The sequence below is a fragment of the Flavobacterium sp. 316 genome (assembly GCF_000967805.1).
Taxonomy (GTDB): Bacteria; Bacteroidota; Bacteroidia; order Flavobacteriales; family Flavobacteriaceae; genus Flavobacterium; species Flavobacterium sediminilitoris.
On sequence record NZ_JYGZ01000006.1, the window covers coordinates 319,968 to 337,376 of the forward strand.

The 17,409-nt window shown below is 29.5% G+C and carries 13 protein-coding genes; 10 read left to right on the forward strand and 3 right to left on the reverse strand.

The window, feature by feature from the left end; translation table 11 throughout:
• Positions 1-215: 215 nt before the first annotated feature.
• From SY27_RS14885 to SY27_RS14895, 3 genes are all read left to right on the forward strand, one after another.
• A complete protein-coding gene (locus SY27_RS14885) occupies positions 216-2,762 on the forward strand; it encodes an ATP-dependent Clp protease ATP-binding subunit (RefSeq protein ID WP_045971713.1) in 2,547 nt (848 codons plus the stop codon).
• A 70-nt stretch (positions 2,763-2,832) separates the two neighbouring features.
• Entirely contained in the window at positions 2,833-4,200 is a 1,368-nt protein-coding gene (rimK, locus tag SY27_RS14890; protein ID WP_045971715.1) for a 30S ribosomal protein S6--L-glutamate ligase, read from the forward strand.
• Between the two features lie 83 nt (positions 4,201-4,283).
• On the forward strand, positions 4,284-4,658 hold the full coding sequence (locus SY27_RS14895) for a DUF1304 domain-containing protein (protein WP_045971717.1): 375 nt from the start codon (positions 4,284-4,286) through the stop codon (positions 4,656-4,658).
• Here the strand turns inward: SY27_RS14895 and hutH are convergent.
• Positions 4,650-6,158, reverse strand: a complete 1,509-nt coding sequence (hutH, locus tag SY27_RS14900; RefSeq protein WP_045971718.1) for a histidine ammonia-lyase — start codon at positions 6,156-6,158, stop codon at positions 4,650-4,652. The genes SY27_RS14895 and hutH overlap by 9 nt on opposite strands.
• A 398-nt stretch (positions 6,159-6,556) precedes the next feature.
• Here hutH and thrA point away from each other — a divergent pair, with 398 nt between their 5' ends.
• The 7 genes from thrA to SY27_RS14940 all read left to right on the forward strand — a co-directional run bounded on the left by thrA (position 6,557) and on the right by SY27_RS14940 (position 14,563).
• Positions 6,557-9,004, forward strand: a complete 2,448-nt coding sequence (thrA, locus tag SY27_RS14910; protein ID WP_045971722.1) for a bifunctional aspartate kinase/homoserine dehydrogenase I — start codon at positions 6,557-6,559, stop codon at positions 9,002-9,004.
• A 63-nt stretch (positions 9,005-9,067) separates the two neighbouring features.
• Positions 9,068-10,003: a homoserine kinase gene (locus SY27_RS14915; protein ID WP_045971724.1), complete on the forward strand. Its 936-nt coding sequence runs from the start codon at positions 9,068-9,070 to the stop codon at positions 10,001-10,003.
• Positions 10,004-10,018: 15 nt separating this feature from the next.
• Complete coding sequence (gene thrC / locus SY27_RS14920) at positions 10,019-11,311, forward strand: threonine synthase (protein ID WP_045971728.1); 1,293 nt, start codon at positions 10,019-10,021, stop codon at positions 11,309-11,311.
• Positions 11,312-11,428: 117 nt separating this feature from the next.
• On the forward strand, positions 11,429-12,511 hold the full coding sequence (gene gcvT, locus SY27_RS14925) for a glycine cleavage system aminomethyltransferase GcvT (protein ID WP_045971729.1): 1,083 nt from the start codon (positions 11,429-11,431) through the stop codon (positions 12,509-12,511).
• Between the two features lie 67 nt (positions 12,512-12,578).
• Positions 12,579-13,298 carry a YebC/PmpR family DNA-binding transcriptional regulator gene (locus tag SY27_RS14930; protein WP_045971730.1) on the forward strand — a complete coding sequence of 240 codons (720 nt, stop codon included), beginning with the start codon at positions 12,579-12,581 and terminating at the stop codon, positions 13,296-13,298.
• Between the two features lie 122 nt (positions 13,299-13,420).
• Positions 13,421-14,128 carry a DUF6882 domain-containing protein gene (locus tag SY27_RS14935; RefSeq protein WP_045971731.1) on the forward strand — a complete coding sequence of 236 codons (708 nt, stop codon included), beginning with the start codon at positions 13,421-13,423 and terminating at the stop codon, positions 14,126-14,128.
• Between the two features lie 9 nt (positions 14,129-14,137).
• Positions 14,138-14,563 carry an SET domain-containing protein-lysine N-methyltransferase gene (locus tag SY27_RS14940; protein ID WP_045971733.1) on the forward strand — a complete coding sequence of 142 codons (426 nt, stop codon included), beginning with the start codon at positions 14,138-14,140 and terminating at the stop codon, positions 14,561-14,563.
• A 10-nt stretch (positions 14,564-14,573) separates the two neighbouring features.
• Here SY27_RS14940 and SY27_RS14945 read toward each other — a convergent pair whose 3' ends face one another.
• Both SY27_RS14945 and SY27_RS14950 read right to left on the reverse strand, forming a co-directional pair.
• Entirely contained in the window at positions 14,574-16,109 is a 1,536-nt protein-coding gene (locus SY27_RS14945) for a YifB family Mg chelatase-like AAA ATPase (RefSeq protein ID WP_045971735.1), read from the reverse strand.
• An 89-nt stretch (positions 16,110-16,198) separates the two neighbouring features.
• Complete coding sequence (locus SY27_RS14950) at positions 16,199-16,873, reverse strand: hypothetical protein (RefSeq protein WP_045971737.1); 675 nt, start codon at positions 16,871-16,873, stop codon at positions 16,199-16,201.
• Positions 16,874-17,409 lie beyond the last annotated feature (536 nt).

The window sequence follows — 17,409 nt, forward strand, 5'->3', positions numbered from 1 at the left end:
CAAGATACAGCTTTTTATAATTTTCTATTTAATTTTTCAAGATAAATTTGAATGATTTATTAACAATCTTCTCTTGAAAAATGATTTTAAAAGTTTTCCACAGTATTTTTTTTTGTCATTTTTTTTTTGTCAATTAGCAATAGAAACTGAAAAGGGCATATTTTTTGCTTATTCTCTCATATCTTAGTATATTTACACCTACAATTTTGATTAAAATGGACGATAATTTTTCACCAAGAGTAAAGGATGTTATTTCCTATAGTAAAGAAGAAGCTTTACGTTTAGGTCATGATTTCATTGGAACAGAACATTTAATGCTAGGACTTCTTAGAGAAGGTCAAGGTAAAGCTATGGCTATTTTAAACAATTTAACTGTAGATTTTGATCATTTAAGAAAAAAAGTTGAAGTCTTAAGTCCAGCAAATTCAATAGGAATTCAAAATAATGACAAAAAGAATTTACACCTTACTCGACAAGCAGAAAGGGCTTTAAAAACTACTTTTTTAGAAGCCAAATTATATAACAGCTCTACAATAAGTACGGCACATTTATTATTATGCATATTAAGAAATGAAAACGACCCTACTACAAAATTGTTAAACAAATTAAAAATAGATTACGAATCTGTTAAAGACCAATATACAGCAATGATAACAAACGAAAATGATTATATAGAAAACCTTCCTAAGGCTGAATTTAATGATGATGCAGGTCAGGAAGAAGGTACTCGTGAAGGCGGATTTAATAATCCACCTTCAGGAAATAAGACAAATAAAAAATCAAAAACACCAGTTTTAGATAATTTTGGAAGAGATTTAACTGAATTAGCTGAAGAAGGAAAATTAGATCCTGTAGTTGGTCGTGAAAAAGAAATCGAACGTGTTTCACAAATTTTAAGTCGAAGAAAGAAAAACAATCCTCTTCTTATTGGTGAACCAGGAGTAGGAAAATCAGCTATTGCAGAAGGTTTAGCTTTAAGAATTATAAAGAAGAAAGTTTCAAGAATTCTTTTCAATAAACGTGTTGTAACATTAGATTTGGCTAGCTTAGTTGCTGGTACAAAATATCGTGGGCAATTTGAAGAGAGAATGAAAGCTGTAATGAATGAATTAGAAAAAAATGATGACATTATTCTTTTCATAGATGAAATTCATACAATTGTAGGAGCTGGAGGCGCGACAGGATCTTTGGATGCTTCTAACATGTTTAAACCTGCTTTAGCTAGAGGAGAAATACAATGTGTTGGAGCTACTACCCTAGATGAATATCGTCAATATATAGAAAAAGATGGTGCATTAGAAAGACGTTTTCAAAAAGTAATTATAGAACCAACTTCTGTTGAAGAAACAATTACAATATTAAACAATATTAAAAGTAAATATGAAGACCATCACAATGTAACATACACAGATGAAGCTATAGAAGCATGTGTTAAGCTTACAAATAGATATATGACTGAAAGGTTTTTACCAGACAAAGCTATTGATGCTCTAGACGAAGCTGGTTCAAGAGTTCACATTACAAATATTGATGTTCCAAAGCAAATTTTAGAATTGGAACGTCAGTTAGAAGAAGTTAGAGAACTTAAAAACACAGTTGTAAAAAAGCAAAAATATGAAGAAGCCGCTAAACTTAGAGATGATGAAAAACGCATCGAAAAAGAATTAGCAATTGCGCAAGAACAATGGGAAGAAGATGCAAAAAACAATCGAGTAACTGTCACAGAAGACAATGTGGCAGACGTTGTCTCAATGATGACAGGAATTCCTGTCAACAGAATTGCTCAAACCGAAAGTAATAAATTAGCAAAACTTCCAGAATTAATAAAAGGAAAAGTAATTGGGCAAAATGATGCTGTTGAAAAAATTGCAAAAGCAATTCAGCGTAATAGAGCTGGATTAAAAGATCCTAACAAACCTATTGGTTCTTTCATTTTCTTAGGACAAACAGGTGTTGGAAAAACTCAATTAGCGAAAGTTCTTGCTAAAGAATTATTCGATTCTGAAGATGCACTTGTTCGTGTTGATATGAGTGAATACATGGAGAAATTTGCTATTTCTCGATTAGTTGGTGCTCCTCCAGGATATGTTGGTTATGAAGAAGGAGGACAATTAACAGAAAAAGTACGTAGAAAACCTTATTGTGTAGTGCTTCTTGATGAAATTGAAAAAGCACATCCAGATGTGTTTAATATGATGCTTCAAGTTTTAGACGACGGACATTTAACCGACAGTTTGGGTCGAAAAATTGACTTTAGAAATACTATCATTATCATGACATCAAATGTTGGTGCTCGTCAATTAAAAGATTTTGGTCAAGGAGTAGGATTTGGTACTGCTTCAAAAATTTCTCAAGCTGGAGATAACTCTAAAGGAATTATTGAAAATGCATTAAAAAAAGCATTCGCTCCTGAATTCTTAAATAGAATTGATGATGTAATAGTATTTAATGCTCTTGAAAAAGAAGATATTGATTTAATAATTGATATTGAAATGGATAAACTGTATTTAAGAGTAAAAGACTTAGGATATGATTTAAAACTTTCTGAAAAAGCTAAAGACTATATTGCTGATAAAGGATTTGATAAACAATTTGGAGCTCGACCACTAAAAAGAGCTATTCAAAAGTATGTTGAAGATGCCTTAGCAGAAGAAATTATAACTTCTAAAATTCATGAAGGCGACGAAATTTTTATGGATTTAAATGAGACAACAAACGAGCTCACTATAGAAATAAAAAAATCTGAAAAACCTACTAATTAGTAGGTTTTTCTTTTCTTTACTAAATATTTAAAAAAAAGTATTACATTAGAAATAAATTTTACAATATAAAATGCAAGATAAAGTAATCGTTGGAAGCGAAGAATGGTGTTCCCTTCCTACATTAGGTATTCCAACAATAAAAGCACGTGTAGATTCAGGAGCTAAAACATCTGCTTTACACGCAACAAATATTAAAACATTTCAAAAAGACAGTGAAGCTTGGGTGAAGTTCGATATAAACCCTATTCAAAACAATGCAAAAACAGTAATTCATTGTGAAGCTAAATTAGTAGATCAAAGAATTGTAAAAAGCTCAAGTGGATATCGTGAAAAAAGACATGTAATAAAAACCCATCTTGAAATTGGTGGAAAAAAATGGGATATTGAACTTACTCTTACTAATAGAGATTCAATGGGATTCCGAATGCTTTTAGGAAGAGAAGCAATGTCTGGAAGGATATTAGTTGATCCTGAAAAAAAATATGTATTAGGACAACCGTCAAATGAAAAACTAAAAGAATTTTATTATGACAATTCAAACATCAAACAAGGACTTAGAATAGGTCTTCTTGCAAGTAATCCAGAATTATATAGTAACAAAAGAATTATTGAAGCAGGTGAAATGCGTGGACATGAGATGCACTTCTTAAATTTAAAATACTGCTACATGAAATTAGATGCAGACACACCTGAAATTCATTATCGAGGTGGAAAAGTTTTAAATGATTTTGATGCTGTAATTCCTAGAATTAGACCTAGCATGACTTATTATGGTTGCGCTTTAACTCGACAATTTGAGGCTTTAAAAGTTTTTGCATTAAATAACGCAGCCGCAATTACACAATCAAGAGATAAACTATTTTCACTTCAATTATTATTAAATAATGGTGTTGATATTCCAACAACTGGATTTGCAAACTCTCCATTAGATACTGATGACTTAATTAAAATGGTTGGTGGTTCTCCATTAATTGTAAAATTACTTGAAGGAACACAAGGTAAAGGAGTAGTATTAGCAGAAACAAAAAAAGCAGCTGAATCTGTAATAAATGCCTTTAAAAGCTTAAATGCTAATATATTAGTACAAGAATTTATTAAAGAAGCAAACGGGAAAGATTTACGATTATTTGTTGTAGATGGAAAAGTTGTAGCAGCAATGCAAAGAGAAGCTGCTCCAGGTGAATTTAGGGCAAATATTCACATGGGAGGAACTGCATCTGTTGTAAAAGTAACTTCTGAAGAAAAGAAAATTGCGATAAAAGCTGCAAAAGCTATGGATTTAAAAGTTGCTGGTGTCGACATTATTCGTTCATCTAAAGGTCCTTTATTATTAGAAGTTAATTCATCTCCTGGACTTGAAGGAATCGAAGGTGCAACACAAAAAGATATTGCAGGAGAAATGATTAAAGCAATTGAGAAAAATTTTAAATGGAAATAAAAAATTACTAGAACCCAATTATAAGAACTATTATTTTGGGTTCTAATAATTTAAACACACCTATATATTTTAAACTAAAAATTATGAATCTTATTTCACAAATTATTATTGCTTTTGTAGCACTACTCCATTTCTATTTTTTATGGTTAGAAATGTTTGCTTGGACAACAAAAGCTCCAAAAGTATTCCGAAATTTTCCAAAAGATTTATTTGGAAAAACAAAAACTATGGCTGCAAATCAAGGACTATATAATGGTTTTCTTGCCGCAGGATTACTTTGGTCATTAACAATAAAAAACCCTATATGGAGTCAGAAAATTGCAATTTTCTTTTTAAGTTGTGTTTTAATAGCTGGAATATATGGTGCCATATCAGTTTCAAAAAAGATCTTCTACGTTCAAGGTATTCCAGCTATTTTAGGGCTAATTAGTATTTTATTTTTAAAAGGATTATTGTAAAACCTCACTGTCTATTTGAAAACTCATCAAAAAAGCAATTGATTTTTCAATATCATAATGTAAAATTCTATCTTCACTAACAAATGAAACCTCATCACGATATGCTTTTATAAACATTTCAATAAACTCACTCGATTTTAAAGGTCTTCTAAACTCTATTGCTTGTGATGCATTTAATAACTCTATTGCTAAAATACGCTCTAAGTTTTCAATAATTCTTAATGTTTTTGTCGCTGCATTTGCCCCCATACTAACATGATCTTCCTGACCATTACTTGAAACAATACTATCAATACTTGCTGGCGTAGCTAACTGCTTATTTTGACTTACAATACTAGCTGCTGTATATTGAGGAATCATAAATCCTGAATTTAATCCTGGATCACTAACTAAAAATGCTGGTAACTCTCTTAAACCAGATATCAATTGATATGTTCTTCTTTCTGAAATACTTCCTAGCTCTGCCAAAGCAATTCCTAGAAAATCTAATGCCAACGCTAAAGGTTGCCCATGAAAATTACCTCCTGAAATAATTTGATCTTCTCCTACAAAAATATTTGGGTTATCTGTTACCGAATTAATCTCTGTACGAAAAACTTTTTTCACATAATCAATTGTATCTTTACTTGCTCCATGAACTTGTGGAATACATCTAAAAGAATATGGATCTTGCACATGTTTCTTTACTTGTGCAATAATTTCACTATCTTCCAGTAAATCTCGCATTCTTTCGGCTGTAACTATTTGACCTTTATGAGGTCTAACCATATGAATTAATTCATTAAATGGTTCTATCCTTCCATCAAACCCTTCTAAGGAAACAGCTCCTATAATATCTGCTAAATAAGATAACTTACTAGCCTTTATAAGAATATGAACACCATAAGCGGCCATAAATTGAGTCCCATTTAATAAAGCTAATCCTTCTTTTGACTGAAGAACTATTGGCTTCCAATTCATATTTTCAAGAATCTTAGATGCTGGTTGTCTAAATCCATCTTTATAAACTTCTCCTTCCCCAATTAAAGGTAAAGATAAATGTGCTAAAGGTGCCAAATCTCCACTTGCTCCTAAAGAACCTTGCGTATAAATTACTGGTAATATATCATTATTATAAAAACCTATCAATCGCTCAACTGTTTCAAGTTGAACACCTGAATGTCCATAACTTAATGATTGTATTTTTAACAATAACATTATTTTTACTATTTCTTGTGGAACTTCTTCACCTGTACCACAAGCATGAGATTTTACTAAGTTTTCTTGTAATTTTGATAAATTCTCATTTGAAATTTTCACATTACATAATGAACCAAATCCTGTATTTATTCCATAAATAGGGTTGTCATTCAATTTAAGCTTATCATCTAAATATGATCTACATTTAACGATATTTGCTCTTGCTTCTTCTGATAATTCTAATTTTAAATCATACGAAATAATTTCATTAATCTTTTCTATTGATAATAAATCTGAACTTATATAGTGTACTGTTTCCATTTCAAAAATTTTAAAGTCCAAAATTCCGTAAACAATTGTTAAGAAACAACATTTTTAACTACTATTTTAATGCATTATTATTAATCTGATATTTAGAATTTTACAAAAAACGCATTTTAACAAGTAAGTAAAGTTTAAAAGATAATAAAATCAAAAAAAAATAACAAAAAATTCTCAATAAGCATAATTTGTCATATATTTGATTGATGTTTAATAACAAAAGAACATATTCTTCAATAAATACAATCAAAAATTTGATTGTATCTTTTGCTATTACAACAACTTCTACAATCATTACTACCCCTTAAGGGGTAAATCATTTCATATAATCCCGTATTATATATTTTTCATTTGAAAGATATACTTCTTATTATATTTTATTTTCAAAAAACATCAAAATGATTGTATTAAAATTTGGAGGCACATCTGTAGCCAACGCTCAAAATATTTCAAAAGTAATTGATATAGTAACTAAAAAATCTAAACAAAATAATTTAATTGTTGTTGTTTCTGCTCTAAGTGGAGTAACTGATTTACTTCATTTAGCAGGAAGCACAGCTATAAAAAAAGACAAAACATATCTTGATATTATTTTAAAGATTGAAACAAAACACATTGAAACAATACAAAAATTAATTCTTCCAGATGAGCAAAATACATTAGTTAACCTCATTAATAAAGAAATAGCCCAACTAAAAATACTATTAGATGGTTGTTATCTTCTTGGAGAACTTACACCTAAAACATTAGACCGCATTTTAAGTTTTGGAGAATTATTATCTTCTCAGATTATTGCCTCCGCTTTAAAAAAAGTAAATATAAATAGTTCCTTTGTTGACAGTAGAAATTTCATAAAAACAAATGCTTTTTTTGGCAAAGCAATAGTCGATTTTAACAAAACAAAAATATTATTAACTGATTATTTTTCAAAAAACAATAATCAAATTTCACTATTCCCAGGATTTATAGCATCTACCGATGACGGAAACACAACTACTTTAGGAAGAGGAGGTTCAGATTATACAGCTTCCATTCTAGCATATTGCTTACACGCATCTTCTTTAGAAATTTGGACAGATGTTAATGGAATGTTTACTGCTAATCCGAAAATAGTAAAGCAAGCAAAACCTATCGTTTCTTTATCATATCAAGAAGCTATGGAATTATCTCATTTTGGAGCCAAAGTACTTTATCCTCCTACTATTCAACCTGTCTTAAATTCAAATATTCCTGTTTGGATTAAAAACACATTTGAACCTAACGAAGAAGGAACTTTAATTTTTAATGAATCTGTTTCAAACGGAAATCCTGTAAAAGGTATTTCACATATTGAAGACATTTCGTTAGTTACTATAGAAGGTTCTGGAATGATAGGAATAACAGGCTCTTCAAAACGACTATTTGAAGTACTATCGCTTCATAATATAAATGTCATTTTTATTACACAAGCATCTTCTGAACATTCAATTTGTATTGGAATTTCAAATAATGATGCTGAAAAAGCAAAACTAGCTATTGATAATACTTTTGAAATTGAAATAAATCAAAATAAAATCAATTCTTGCATTGTAGAAAAAGATTTATGCATAGTAGCATTAGTAGGAGAAAACATGAAGAATCATCAGGGATTAAGTGGAAAAATGTTTGGAACATTGGGAAAAAACAATGTTAACATTCGTGCTATTGCTCAAGGAGCTTCAGAACGAAATATTTCAGTAGTTATCGATAAAAACGATGTTAAGAAAGCATTAAACTCACTACATGAACGTTTTTTTGAAGACAATACGAAACAACTTAATTTATTTGTAATGGGAGTTGGAAATGTAGGAGAAAAATTTATTGATCAAATACATCAACAAAAAAAGTATTTGAGAGATAATCTTAAAATCAATATGAGAGTAATTGCCTTATCAAACTCACAAAAAATGATTTTTAACGAAGACGGAATACCATTAAACAACTGGAAATCAAAGATGAATAATGGTGAAAAAGCAAATATTAAAAATTTCATTCATCAGGTACAAAAGTTAAACCTTCGTAATAGTATTTTTGTTGATATTACTGCAAATGCTGAAATCGCTTCTATTTATGATAAATTTTTAGAAAAAAACATAGCTGTTGTTACATGTAATAAAATTGCTTGTTCTTCAAAATTTGAAAACTATAAACATTTAAAAAACTTATCGAGAAAGTACAATGCACCATTTTTATTTGAAACTAATGTTGGTGCTGGATTACCTATAATAGATACTTTAAAACATTTAATTGCATCTGGTGATAAAATACATAAAATCAAAGCTGTTTTATCAGGAAGTTTAAACTTTATATTTAATAATTTTAGTGAATCTTTTTCTTTTTATGATGTTGTAAAAGAAGCTGGAATTCAAGGATACACAGAACCTAACCCAAAAATAGATTTAAGCGGAATTGATGTAGCTAGAAAAATTCTAATTCTAATTAGAGAAAGTGGTTATGAAATGGAAATAGAAGACATTCAAAACAACTCCTTCCTTCCTGCAGAATGTCTAAATACAACAAATAATGATGATTTTTTTAATTCATTAACTAAATATGCATCACACTTTGATTCTCTTTTAAAAGAAGCTAAAACAAAAAACAGTAAATTAAAATATGTTACTTCTTTTGAAAACGGAAAAGCTAGCATTGGTTTAGAATTTATTCCAAAAGAAAGTCCATTTTACAACCTAGAAGGAAAAGATAATATTGTACAATTTTATACTGATAGGTATGTAGATCAACCTTTATTAATAAAAGGTGCAGGAGCTGGTGCAGCCGTTACAGCATCTGGTATTTTTGCCGATATGATTAGAATTGGAAATGTATAAAACTTATTTCTAGTTCTAAGAGTAATTAATTATCTACGAACTAGAAAATCTAAATAAAAAACAATGAGTAATATAAAAATATTCTGTCCTGCTACAATTGCAAATCTTAATTGCGGATTTGATGTAATGGGACTATGTTTAGAAACTATAGGTGATGAAATGATATTTAGAAAATCACCAACAAAAGGGATAAAAATCACTAAAATAACAGGTGCAGAATTACCTTTTGAAATCGATAAAAATGTTGCAGGCGTTGCTGCATTAGCTATATTAAACAACTATGAAAAAGATTTTAATCCAGTATCATTTGGTATCGAAATTGAAATTCATAAAAAAATTAAAACTGGCAGTGGAATTGGTAGTTCTGCGGCAAGTGCAGCCGGAGCTGTTTTTGGAGTTAATGAAATTTTAGGGAAACCATATTCAAAAAATGAATTAGTACATTTTGCTATGAAAGGAGAAGCTATTGCAAGTGGATCTGAACATGCAGACAATGTTGCACCTTGCTTACTTGGCGGTTTCACTTTAGTAAGAGGTTATGATCCTTTAGATATTATCAAAATTGAAAGTCCAAATGAACTTTTTGCAGTCGTTTTACATCCTCACATAGAAATTAAAACTTCAGATGCTAGAGCCGTTTTAGAACCAATGATAAGTTTAAAAAATGCAATTAAACAATGGGGGAATTTAGGAGGTCTAATAGCTGGTTTATATATGAAAGATTATGAAATTATTAGTAGATCTCTAGAAGATGTAATCATAGAACCGCTTAGAAAAGGATTAATTCCTAATTTTGATAAAGTTAAAAATAGTGCTTTAAAAAATGGAGCATTAGGAGCTGGAATTTCTGGAGCTGGACCTTCAATTTTTGCATTATGCAAAGGAAGTAGCATTGCTAAAAATGTAGCAAAAGCAATGGAAAATACCTATTTAAAAACAAATATCCCTTTTGATATACATATTTCAAAAGTAAATGATGAAGGAGTAAAAATAATTTAATACACCAATTTTAAAATGAAATATTACAGTTTAAACAATAAAAATCATACGGTGTCTTTTCAAGAAGCAGTAATAAACGGACTTTCACCAGATAAAGGATTATATTTCCCATCAAAAATTTCAGAATTACCTAAAACATTTTTTGAAAACATTGAAAATACATCAAATGAAGAGATTGCTTTTGAAGTGATTAAACCTTTTATAAAAAATGAAATTCCTGAAAAAGAATTAAAACAAATTATTAAAGAAACTATATCTTTTGATTTTCCTTTAAATAAAGTAGAAAATAATATCTATTCATTAGAACTATTTCATGGCCCAACAATGGCTTTCAAAGATGTTGGCGCTCGATTTATGTCACGTTGTCTAGCATATTTCAACAAAAACAAAGACCAAAAAAATATCGTTTTAGTTGCTACTTCAGGAGACACAGGAGGAGCTGTTGCAAATGGTTTTTTAGGAGTAAAAGGTGTAGAAGTAATTATTTTATATCCATCAAAAAAAGTAAGCGATATTCAAGAAAGACAACTAACTACTTTAGGACAAAATATCACAGCATTAGAAGTCGAAGGTAATTTTGATGATTGTCAAGATATGGTAAAAAAGGCCTTTTTAGACGAAGAATTAAGACATCAAAATCTTACCTCGGCAAATTCTATTAATATTGCACGTTGGTTACCTCAAATGTTTTACTTTTTCTTTGCATATAAAGCGCTTAAAAAATTCAACAAATCATTAATCACGTCATGTCCTAGTGGTAATTTCGGGAATATTTGTGCTGGAATATTAGCAAAAAAACTAGGTTTACCTATTCATCATTTTGTAGCTACAACAAATGCAAACGACACTATTCCTAGATTTTTAACAAATGGAGTTTATGAACCAAAACCATCAATTGCTACAATTTCAAACGCAATGGATGTTGGAAATCCAAGTAATTTTGTTAGAATCCAAGAAATGTATAACAATGATTTGTCTGAATTTAAAAAAGATTTTTCATCTTATACTTTTACAGATGAAGATACATTAGAAGTAATGAAAAACATTTATAATCAATATAATTATATTGCAGAACCACATGGAGCAGTTGGCTATTTAGGTTTAAAAAAAGAACTTAAAAATCACCCCGAAGCAATAGGTTTTTTCTTAGAAACTGCACATCCTGTAAAATTTATAGATATTGTTGAATCTACATTAAACATAAATCTTCAAATTCCTGAACAAATAAAAAATGTTCTTAGCAAAGAAAAGAAAAGCATTAAAATAAAAAATTACGATCATTTAAAAACAATAATACTTACAAAGTAATGCTGTTACAAAAAACAAGAAAAATGTTAAAAACATATCGACAATTTATAAGTTTTCAAGCCTTTTAATTGAGTTTTTTTGAATAAATTAGCCACTTTAATTTTTTAACTACAAATAATGAAAAATACGACTTTATCACACGTTCATGAAAGCTTAGGAGCAAAAATGGTTCCTTTTGCAGGTTACAATATGCCTGTTCAATATGAAGGTGTAAATGCTGAACATGAAACCGTAAGAAATGGTGTAGGTGTTTTTGATGTCTCTCACATGGGTGAATTTCTTTTAACAGGTGAAAATGCATTAGCTTTAATACAAAAAGTAACATCAAATGATGCTTCTGTTTTAGAAATTGGTCGTGCACAATATTCATGTTTACCAAATAATGAAGGAGGAATAATTGATGATTTAATTATATACAAAATAAAAGAAGATCAATATTTATTAGTTGTAAACGCTTCAAATATTGAAAAAGATTGGAACTGGATTTCATCTCAAAATGATTTAGGTGTCGATATGAAAAATATTTCAGAAGACTATTCATTACTTGCAATTCAAGGTCCTAAAGCTGTTGAAGCTATGCAATCTTTAACATCTGTAGACCTATCAACAATCAAATACTATCATTTTGAAGTAGCAGATTTCGCAGGAATAGAGAATGTAATTATTTCAGCAACTGGATATACAGGATCAGGTGGATTTGAAATCTACTGTAAAAATTCTGAAGTAGAACAAATTTGGAACAAAGTGTTTGAAGCTGGTGCTTCTTATGGCATAAAACCAATTGGTTTAGCAGCACGTGATACACTACGTTTAGAAATGGGATTCTGTTTATATGGAAATGACATTAACGATTCTACTTCACCACTTGAAGCTGGATTAGGATGGATTACAAAGTTTACAAAAGAATTTACAAACTCTGAAAATTTAAAAAAACAAAAAGAAGAAGGTGTAAGTCGTAAATTAATTGCATTTGAATTAATTGATAGAGGAATTCCACGTCACGATTATGAAATTGCAGATGCTAATGGAAATGTAGTTGGAATTGTAACTTCTGGAACACAATCTCCATCATTAGGAAAAGCCATTGGATTAGGATATGTACCTACAGCATTATCAAGTATTGATTCTGAAATTTTTATTCGAATTAGAAATAAAGACGTAGCAGCAAAAGTGGTTAAATTACCATTTTATAAAAAATAAGTAACAATTTGAATAATTGTAAAGAAACCTTATTTTTGCACATTATACTGAGATAAAACAATTAGAAATGGGAAGAGCATTTGAATTTAGAAAAGCACGAAAAATGAAACGTTGGTCAGCAATGGCAAAAACGTTCACTAGAATAGGTAAAGATATTGTTATGGCCGTTAAAGAAGGCGGACCAAACCCTGACACTAATTCTCGTTTAAGAGCTGTTATACAAAACGCAAAGGCAGCAAACATGCCAAAAGACAATGTAGAACGCGCTATTAAAAAAGCTTCCGATAAAGATACTGCTAATTTCAAAGAAGTTCTTTTTGAAGGTTATGCTCCACATGGAATAGCCATACTTATTGAAACAGCTACAGACAATAACAATAGAACTGTTGCAAATATTAGAAGTTATTTTAATAAATGTAATGGAACAATGGGAACACAAGGTTCTGTAGAATTCATGTTTGATCATACTTGTAATTTTAGAATTCCAGCGGAAGGACAAGATGTAGAAGAATTAGAATTAGAAATGATTGATTTTGGTGTAGAAGAAATTTTTGCAGATGAAGATGGTATTCTAATGTATGCTCCTTTTGAAAGCTTTGGAAATATCCAAAAAGAATTAGAAAATAGAAATTTAGAAATCTTATCTTCTGGTTTTGAAAGAATTCCACAAGTAACAAAAGAACTCACTCCTGAGCAAGTTGCTGATGTAGAAAAGTTATTAGAAAAAATTGAAGAAGATGATGATGTCATGAATGTATATCACACAATGCAAGAAAGTGCAGAATAATTATTCAAAATAAATTCAAAAAACTCCAAGATATACATACTTGGAGTTTTTTTGTATAAATAGACATCTTGTAAGATTTTACATCATTTTTATTACATTTGTAATTATAAATAAATTTAAAAATGGAAGACAATCATAAACAAACAGAATTTCAATCTTATACAAAACAAAATTGTAATACTTTTTTAGAAATGTTAGAACAAAATATTGCTTTATCTCTTGAAAAACAAGGAAATCTTGCTGATATAATTGATTCTAAATCTTGGCAATTTGATATGAATGAAGGCACAATTTCATTTGAAGATATTATATTACCAATTCAAATCATAGGATCACTTTCTTTCAATAACAATTCTTGGATGTGGGGTTGGGCAAATAGCAAAAGTGGAATTCCTGAAAACTTACTTATTCAATCAAATAAATTAAAAGCCATTGGTGAAGAAAAAAACATTGAAGAGTTAACAAATCCTCATTTTCATGTAGAAGAAAACTTTGAGCATAAAATAGGAATGATTGCTTGCGGAATCTTTAATTCAAAAAGCTATTATTGTGCTAATTATGGCCAAGGAACACTTGTAGTTACAATTGATGATGATGCAATTCCAGCAATTGATAAAAGCAAATTTGAAAAAGTAATGACCAATTTTCCACAAGCAATAAGTAGTTTCGATGTTAATCATAAAAATGCTTTTATAAACTACCTAATTGACAGAGAAATACCATTAAAGATAACAAATAATTCTATCGAAGGAAAAAAAGATAACAATATTATAATTGCTAACTTTGATGAACTTAATCGACTTACTTCATTAAATGGAGAATTAAAATAATAGTAACCTATGGTATATTCTGACAACACAATTGAAGCCTTAGAATCAGATTATTTATATATTGAAACCTCTCAATTAATAAATGCTGGTAAAGGATTATTTACAGCTATTAAAATATACCAAGACGAAATTATCTCCATATTTAAAGGAGAAATTCTAAATGACGAACAAGTAAAAAAACGTATTGCAAATAAAAAAGATCAATATTTCATTAACATGATTGATGGCAAAACATTAGATTCAATGAATGTTGATTGTTTTGCAAAATATGCAAATGATGCTAAAGGTACTTCTAGCTCTAAATTTAAAAATAATGCTAAAATTACTTTAGATGAAAATAACAATGTTTGCATTATAGCTACAAAAAACATTAAACCTAATGAAGAAATTTTCTGTAGCTATGGTGCAAAATATTGGAAAAACAGGAAATTTTAACTTCTATACATCATCTTAACCATCCTTCTCTATCCAAACTACGATATTGAATAGCTTCAGCAATATGATGTGATTGAATAACACTTGAATCCTCTAAATCAGCTATTGTTCGAGATACTTTTAAAATTCTATCATAAGCTCTCGCTGATAAATTTAATCGTTCCATTGCTGTTTTCAATAATTGCAATGATTCATCATCTAACGCACAATATTCTCTAATTAACTTACTACTCATCTGAGCATTATAATGAATAGTCTTCATATTTTGAAAACGCAACGATTGAATATTTCTTGCTTTTGTAACTCGTTTTCTAATTTCTGCACTATTCTCTGCCTTTCTTTTTTCCGATAATTTTTCAAAAGGAACAGGAGTCACTTCAATATGAATATCTATTCTATCTAATAAAGGACCTGAAATTTTACTCAAATAACGTTGCATTTCCATTGGCGAACTTGATACAGGAGCATTTGGATCATTAAAATAACCTCCAGGGCTTGGATTCATACTAGCCACTAACATGAAAGATGAAGGATATGTAATTGTAAATTTAGCTCTAGAAATGGTAACTTCTCTGTCTTCTAATGGTTGACGCATTACTTCCAATACTTCTCGCTTAAACTCAGGTAATTCATCTAAAAACAAAACACCATTATGTGCTAACGAAATTTCCCCTGGTTGTGGATAGCTTCCTCCTCCTACTAAACTTACACTCGAAGAAGTATGATGAGGATTTCTAAATTGCCTTTGTGTCAATAACCCAGCCTCTTTTACTTTTCCTGCTACAGAATGGATTTTAGTTGTTTCCAATGCTTCTTGCATGGTCATAGGAGGTAAAATACTGGGTAAACGCTTTGCTAGCATTGTTTTACCAGAACCAGGTGGTCCAATTAAAATTATATTATGACCTCCGGCAGCAGCAATTTCCATACATCTTTTTATAGATTCTTGTCCTTTAACATCAGAAAAATCAAATTCTGGAAATTCTAGTGTTTTATTAAATTCTTCTTGACAATCAATAACCGTAGGAATCAAATCGTCTTTTCCATTAAAAAAATCAATTACTTGTAATACATTTTCTACTCCATAAACATCTATTCCATCTACAACAGCTGCTTCTTTAACATTTTGAATAGGCAAAATCACTCCTTTAAAACCTTCTTCTTTGGCCTTTATAGCTATTGATAATGCTCCTTTTATGGGTTGCAAACCACCATCAAGCGATAATTCACCCATAATAACATAATCATTTACTAAATCTATTTTTATTTGATTAGAAGCTGCTAAAATTCCAACAGCAAGCGTTAAATCGTAGGCAGAACCTTCCTTACGCAAATCGGCAGGAGCCATATTTATCGTAATCTTCTTTCCAGGTAACGAATAATTATTGTTTTTGAGCGCTGCAGCAATGCGATAACTGCTCTCTTTAATCGCGGAATCTGGTAATCCTACCAAGTGGTAGCCTATTCCTTTATCTATATTTACTTCTACGGTAATGGTGGTAGCTTCGACACCGAAAACGGCACTTCCGAATACTTTTACTAACATGGCTTGTACTTTTAAAAATTGGCTTATATAAGTACAAATATAGAAAAGATTTTGAATGTTGAATAAAATTTTATTGAATAGCTACTTATTTAATTATTGATTACATTATCGAAATTATATTTCTCTTTACAGTACGCTATAAGTCTCTTTATTTCATCAATTTTAAATCTCGAAAAACCTTTTTGTTGCCAATAGGGTTCGAAATAGATATTATGTTGGAATGAATTACTAAATAAAAGTTCCCAAATAACATCATAATTTTCAAACTTATTGTCTAGTTCAGTATTTAATCTAGTCAAACTATCATTTGCTATAGTAATTGACACTATATTTTCAGAATCATTTTTTTTATTATCTAAAAATTTTATTGAGATATTAAATTTTTTATCTCCACCTATAGTTAAATAATCATCGTATAAATAATGAATAATTTTATTAACTTCATTCTCAATTAAAGTAATTATGAAATTGAAAAGAATCGGACGAAACTCGCGATTATATTTAAAAACATCATTCTTTATTTGTACACATTCTACATCATAATATAAATTTATAGGATATTCATTTTGGAATGGCTCTCTTATAAAATCTTTTAATTCGTATTTTTTAAATTGTGATAGAAAATCTTTAGATTTAAATTCATCATTTGAGCAATCAATTCTAATGAAATTTGGATAATTATAACTAGCAAGATCTTCTTGATTTGAATTATAATGTAATTCTTTGTAACATTCGAAAGCTTCTTTTAATAAATTGTTATTCATTTTTATTTAATTTTTATAAAGGTGAAAAAGTTAACTTTAGAAATTATAAATACTGCTTATAATATTTTGATTTTTATATTAATAGAAGCTGTATTAATACAAATATAGCACTAAGTTTTTGTGTTTGAAAATTAGTTAAATATCCACCAACATTTTCAGACTATATGCTAAATAACTTCAATTAATCATTGAAATTCAATTAATTATAATCCAACTAAGCATAGTCTCCTAACTTTAAGCAATACAACAACCTACCAAAGCCCATACTCCTCTTAAACAAAGTCTAACAAACAGTTTACACCTGCAACCTACTCCAAACGCACTATTTTACTACCAACTACACCTGCTTTTCGATGTCAATCTCTATGTAAAGTGGACCACATTTAAATTGGTTTTCATATAAATGTACTTTTCCAATAAACTTATATTAGAAACCTGCCTCCTGTCTACCAACAACCAACAACCAGCAACCATCAACCAACAACCCCAATTAGGCATTCCAAATCATTTTTATTACCTTTGCGCCTCGTTATTTG

Bases quoted from the DNA above. Each gene is read 5' to 3' on its own strand.
- hutH (WP_045971718.1), bottom strand. From the start codon at position 6,158: ATGGAAACAGTACACTATATAAGTTCAGATTTATTATCAATAGAAAAG.
- SY27_RS14915 (WP_045971724.1), top strand. From the start codon at position 9,068: ATGAGTAATATAAAAATATTCTGTCCTGCTACAATTGCAAATCTTAAT.
- SY27_RS14945 (WP_045971735.1), bottom strand. From the start codon at position 16,109: ATGTTAGTAAAAGTATTCGGAAGTGCCGTTTTCGGTGTCGAAGCTACC.
- thrC (WP_045971728.1), top strand. From the start codon at position 10,019: ATGAAATATTACAGTTTAAACAATAAAAATCATACGGTGTCTTTTCAA.
- SY27_RS14940 (WP_045971733.1), top strand. From the start codon at position 14,138: ATGGTATATTCTGACAACACAATTGAAGCCTTAGAATCAGATTATTTA.
- rimK (WP_045971715.1), top strand. From the start codon at position 2,833: ATGCAAGATAAAGTAATCGTTGGAAGCGAAGAATGGTGTTCCCTTCCT.
- SY27_RS14950 (WP_045971737.1), bottom strand. From the start codon at position 16,873: ATGAATAACAATTTATTAAAAGAAGCTTTCGAATGTTACAAAGAATTA.
- SY27_RS14930 (WP_045971730.1), top strand. From the start codon at position 12,579: ATGGGAAGAGCATTTGAATTTAGAAAAGCACGAAAAATGAAACGTTGG.
- SY27_RS14935 (WP_045971731.1), top strand. From the start codon at position 13,421: ATGGAAGACAATCATAAACAAACAGAATTTCAATCTTATACAAAACAA.
- thrA (WP_045971722.1), top strand. From the start codon at position 6,557: ATGATTGTATTAAAATTTGGAGGCACATCTGTAGCCAACGCTCAAAAT.
- SY27_RS14885 (WP_045971713.1), top strand. From the start codon at position 216: ATGGACGATAATTTTTCACCAAGAGTAAAGGATGTTATTTCCTATAGT.
- SY27_RS14895 (WP_045971717.1), top strand. From the start codon at position 4,284: ATGAATCTTATTTCACAAATTATTATTGCTTTTGTAGCACTACTCCAT.
- gcvT (WP_045971729.1), top strand. From the start codon at position 11,429: ATGAAAAATACGACTTTATCACACGTTCATGAAAGCTTAGGAGCAAAA.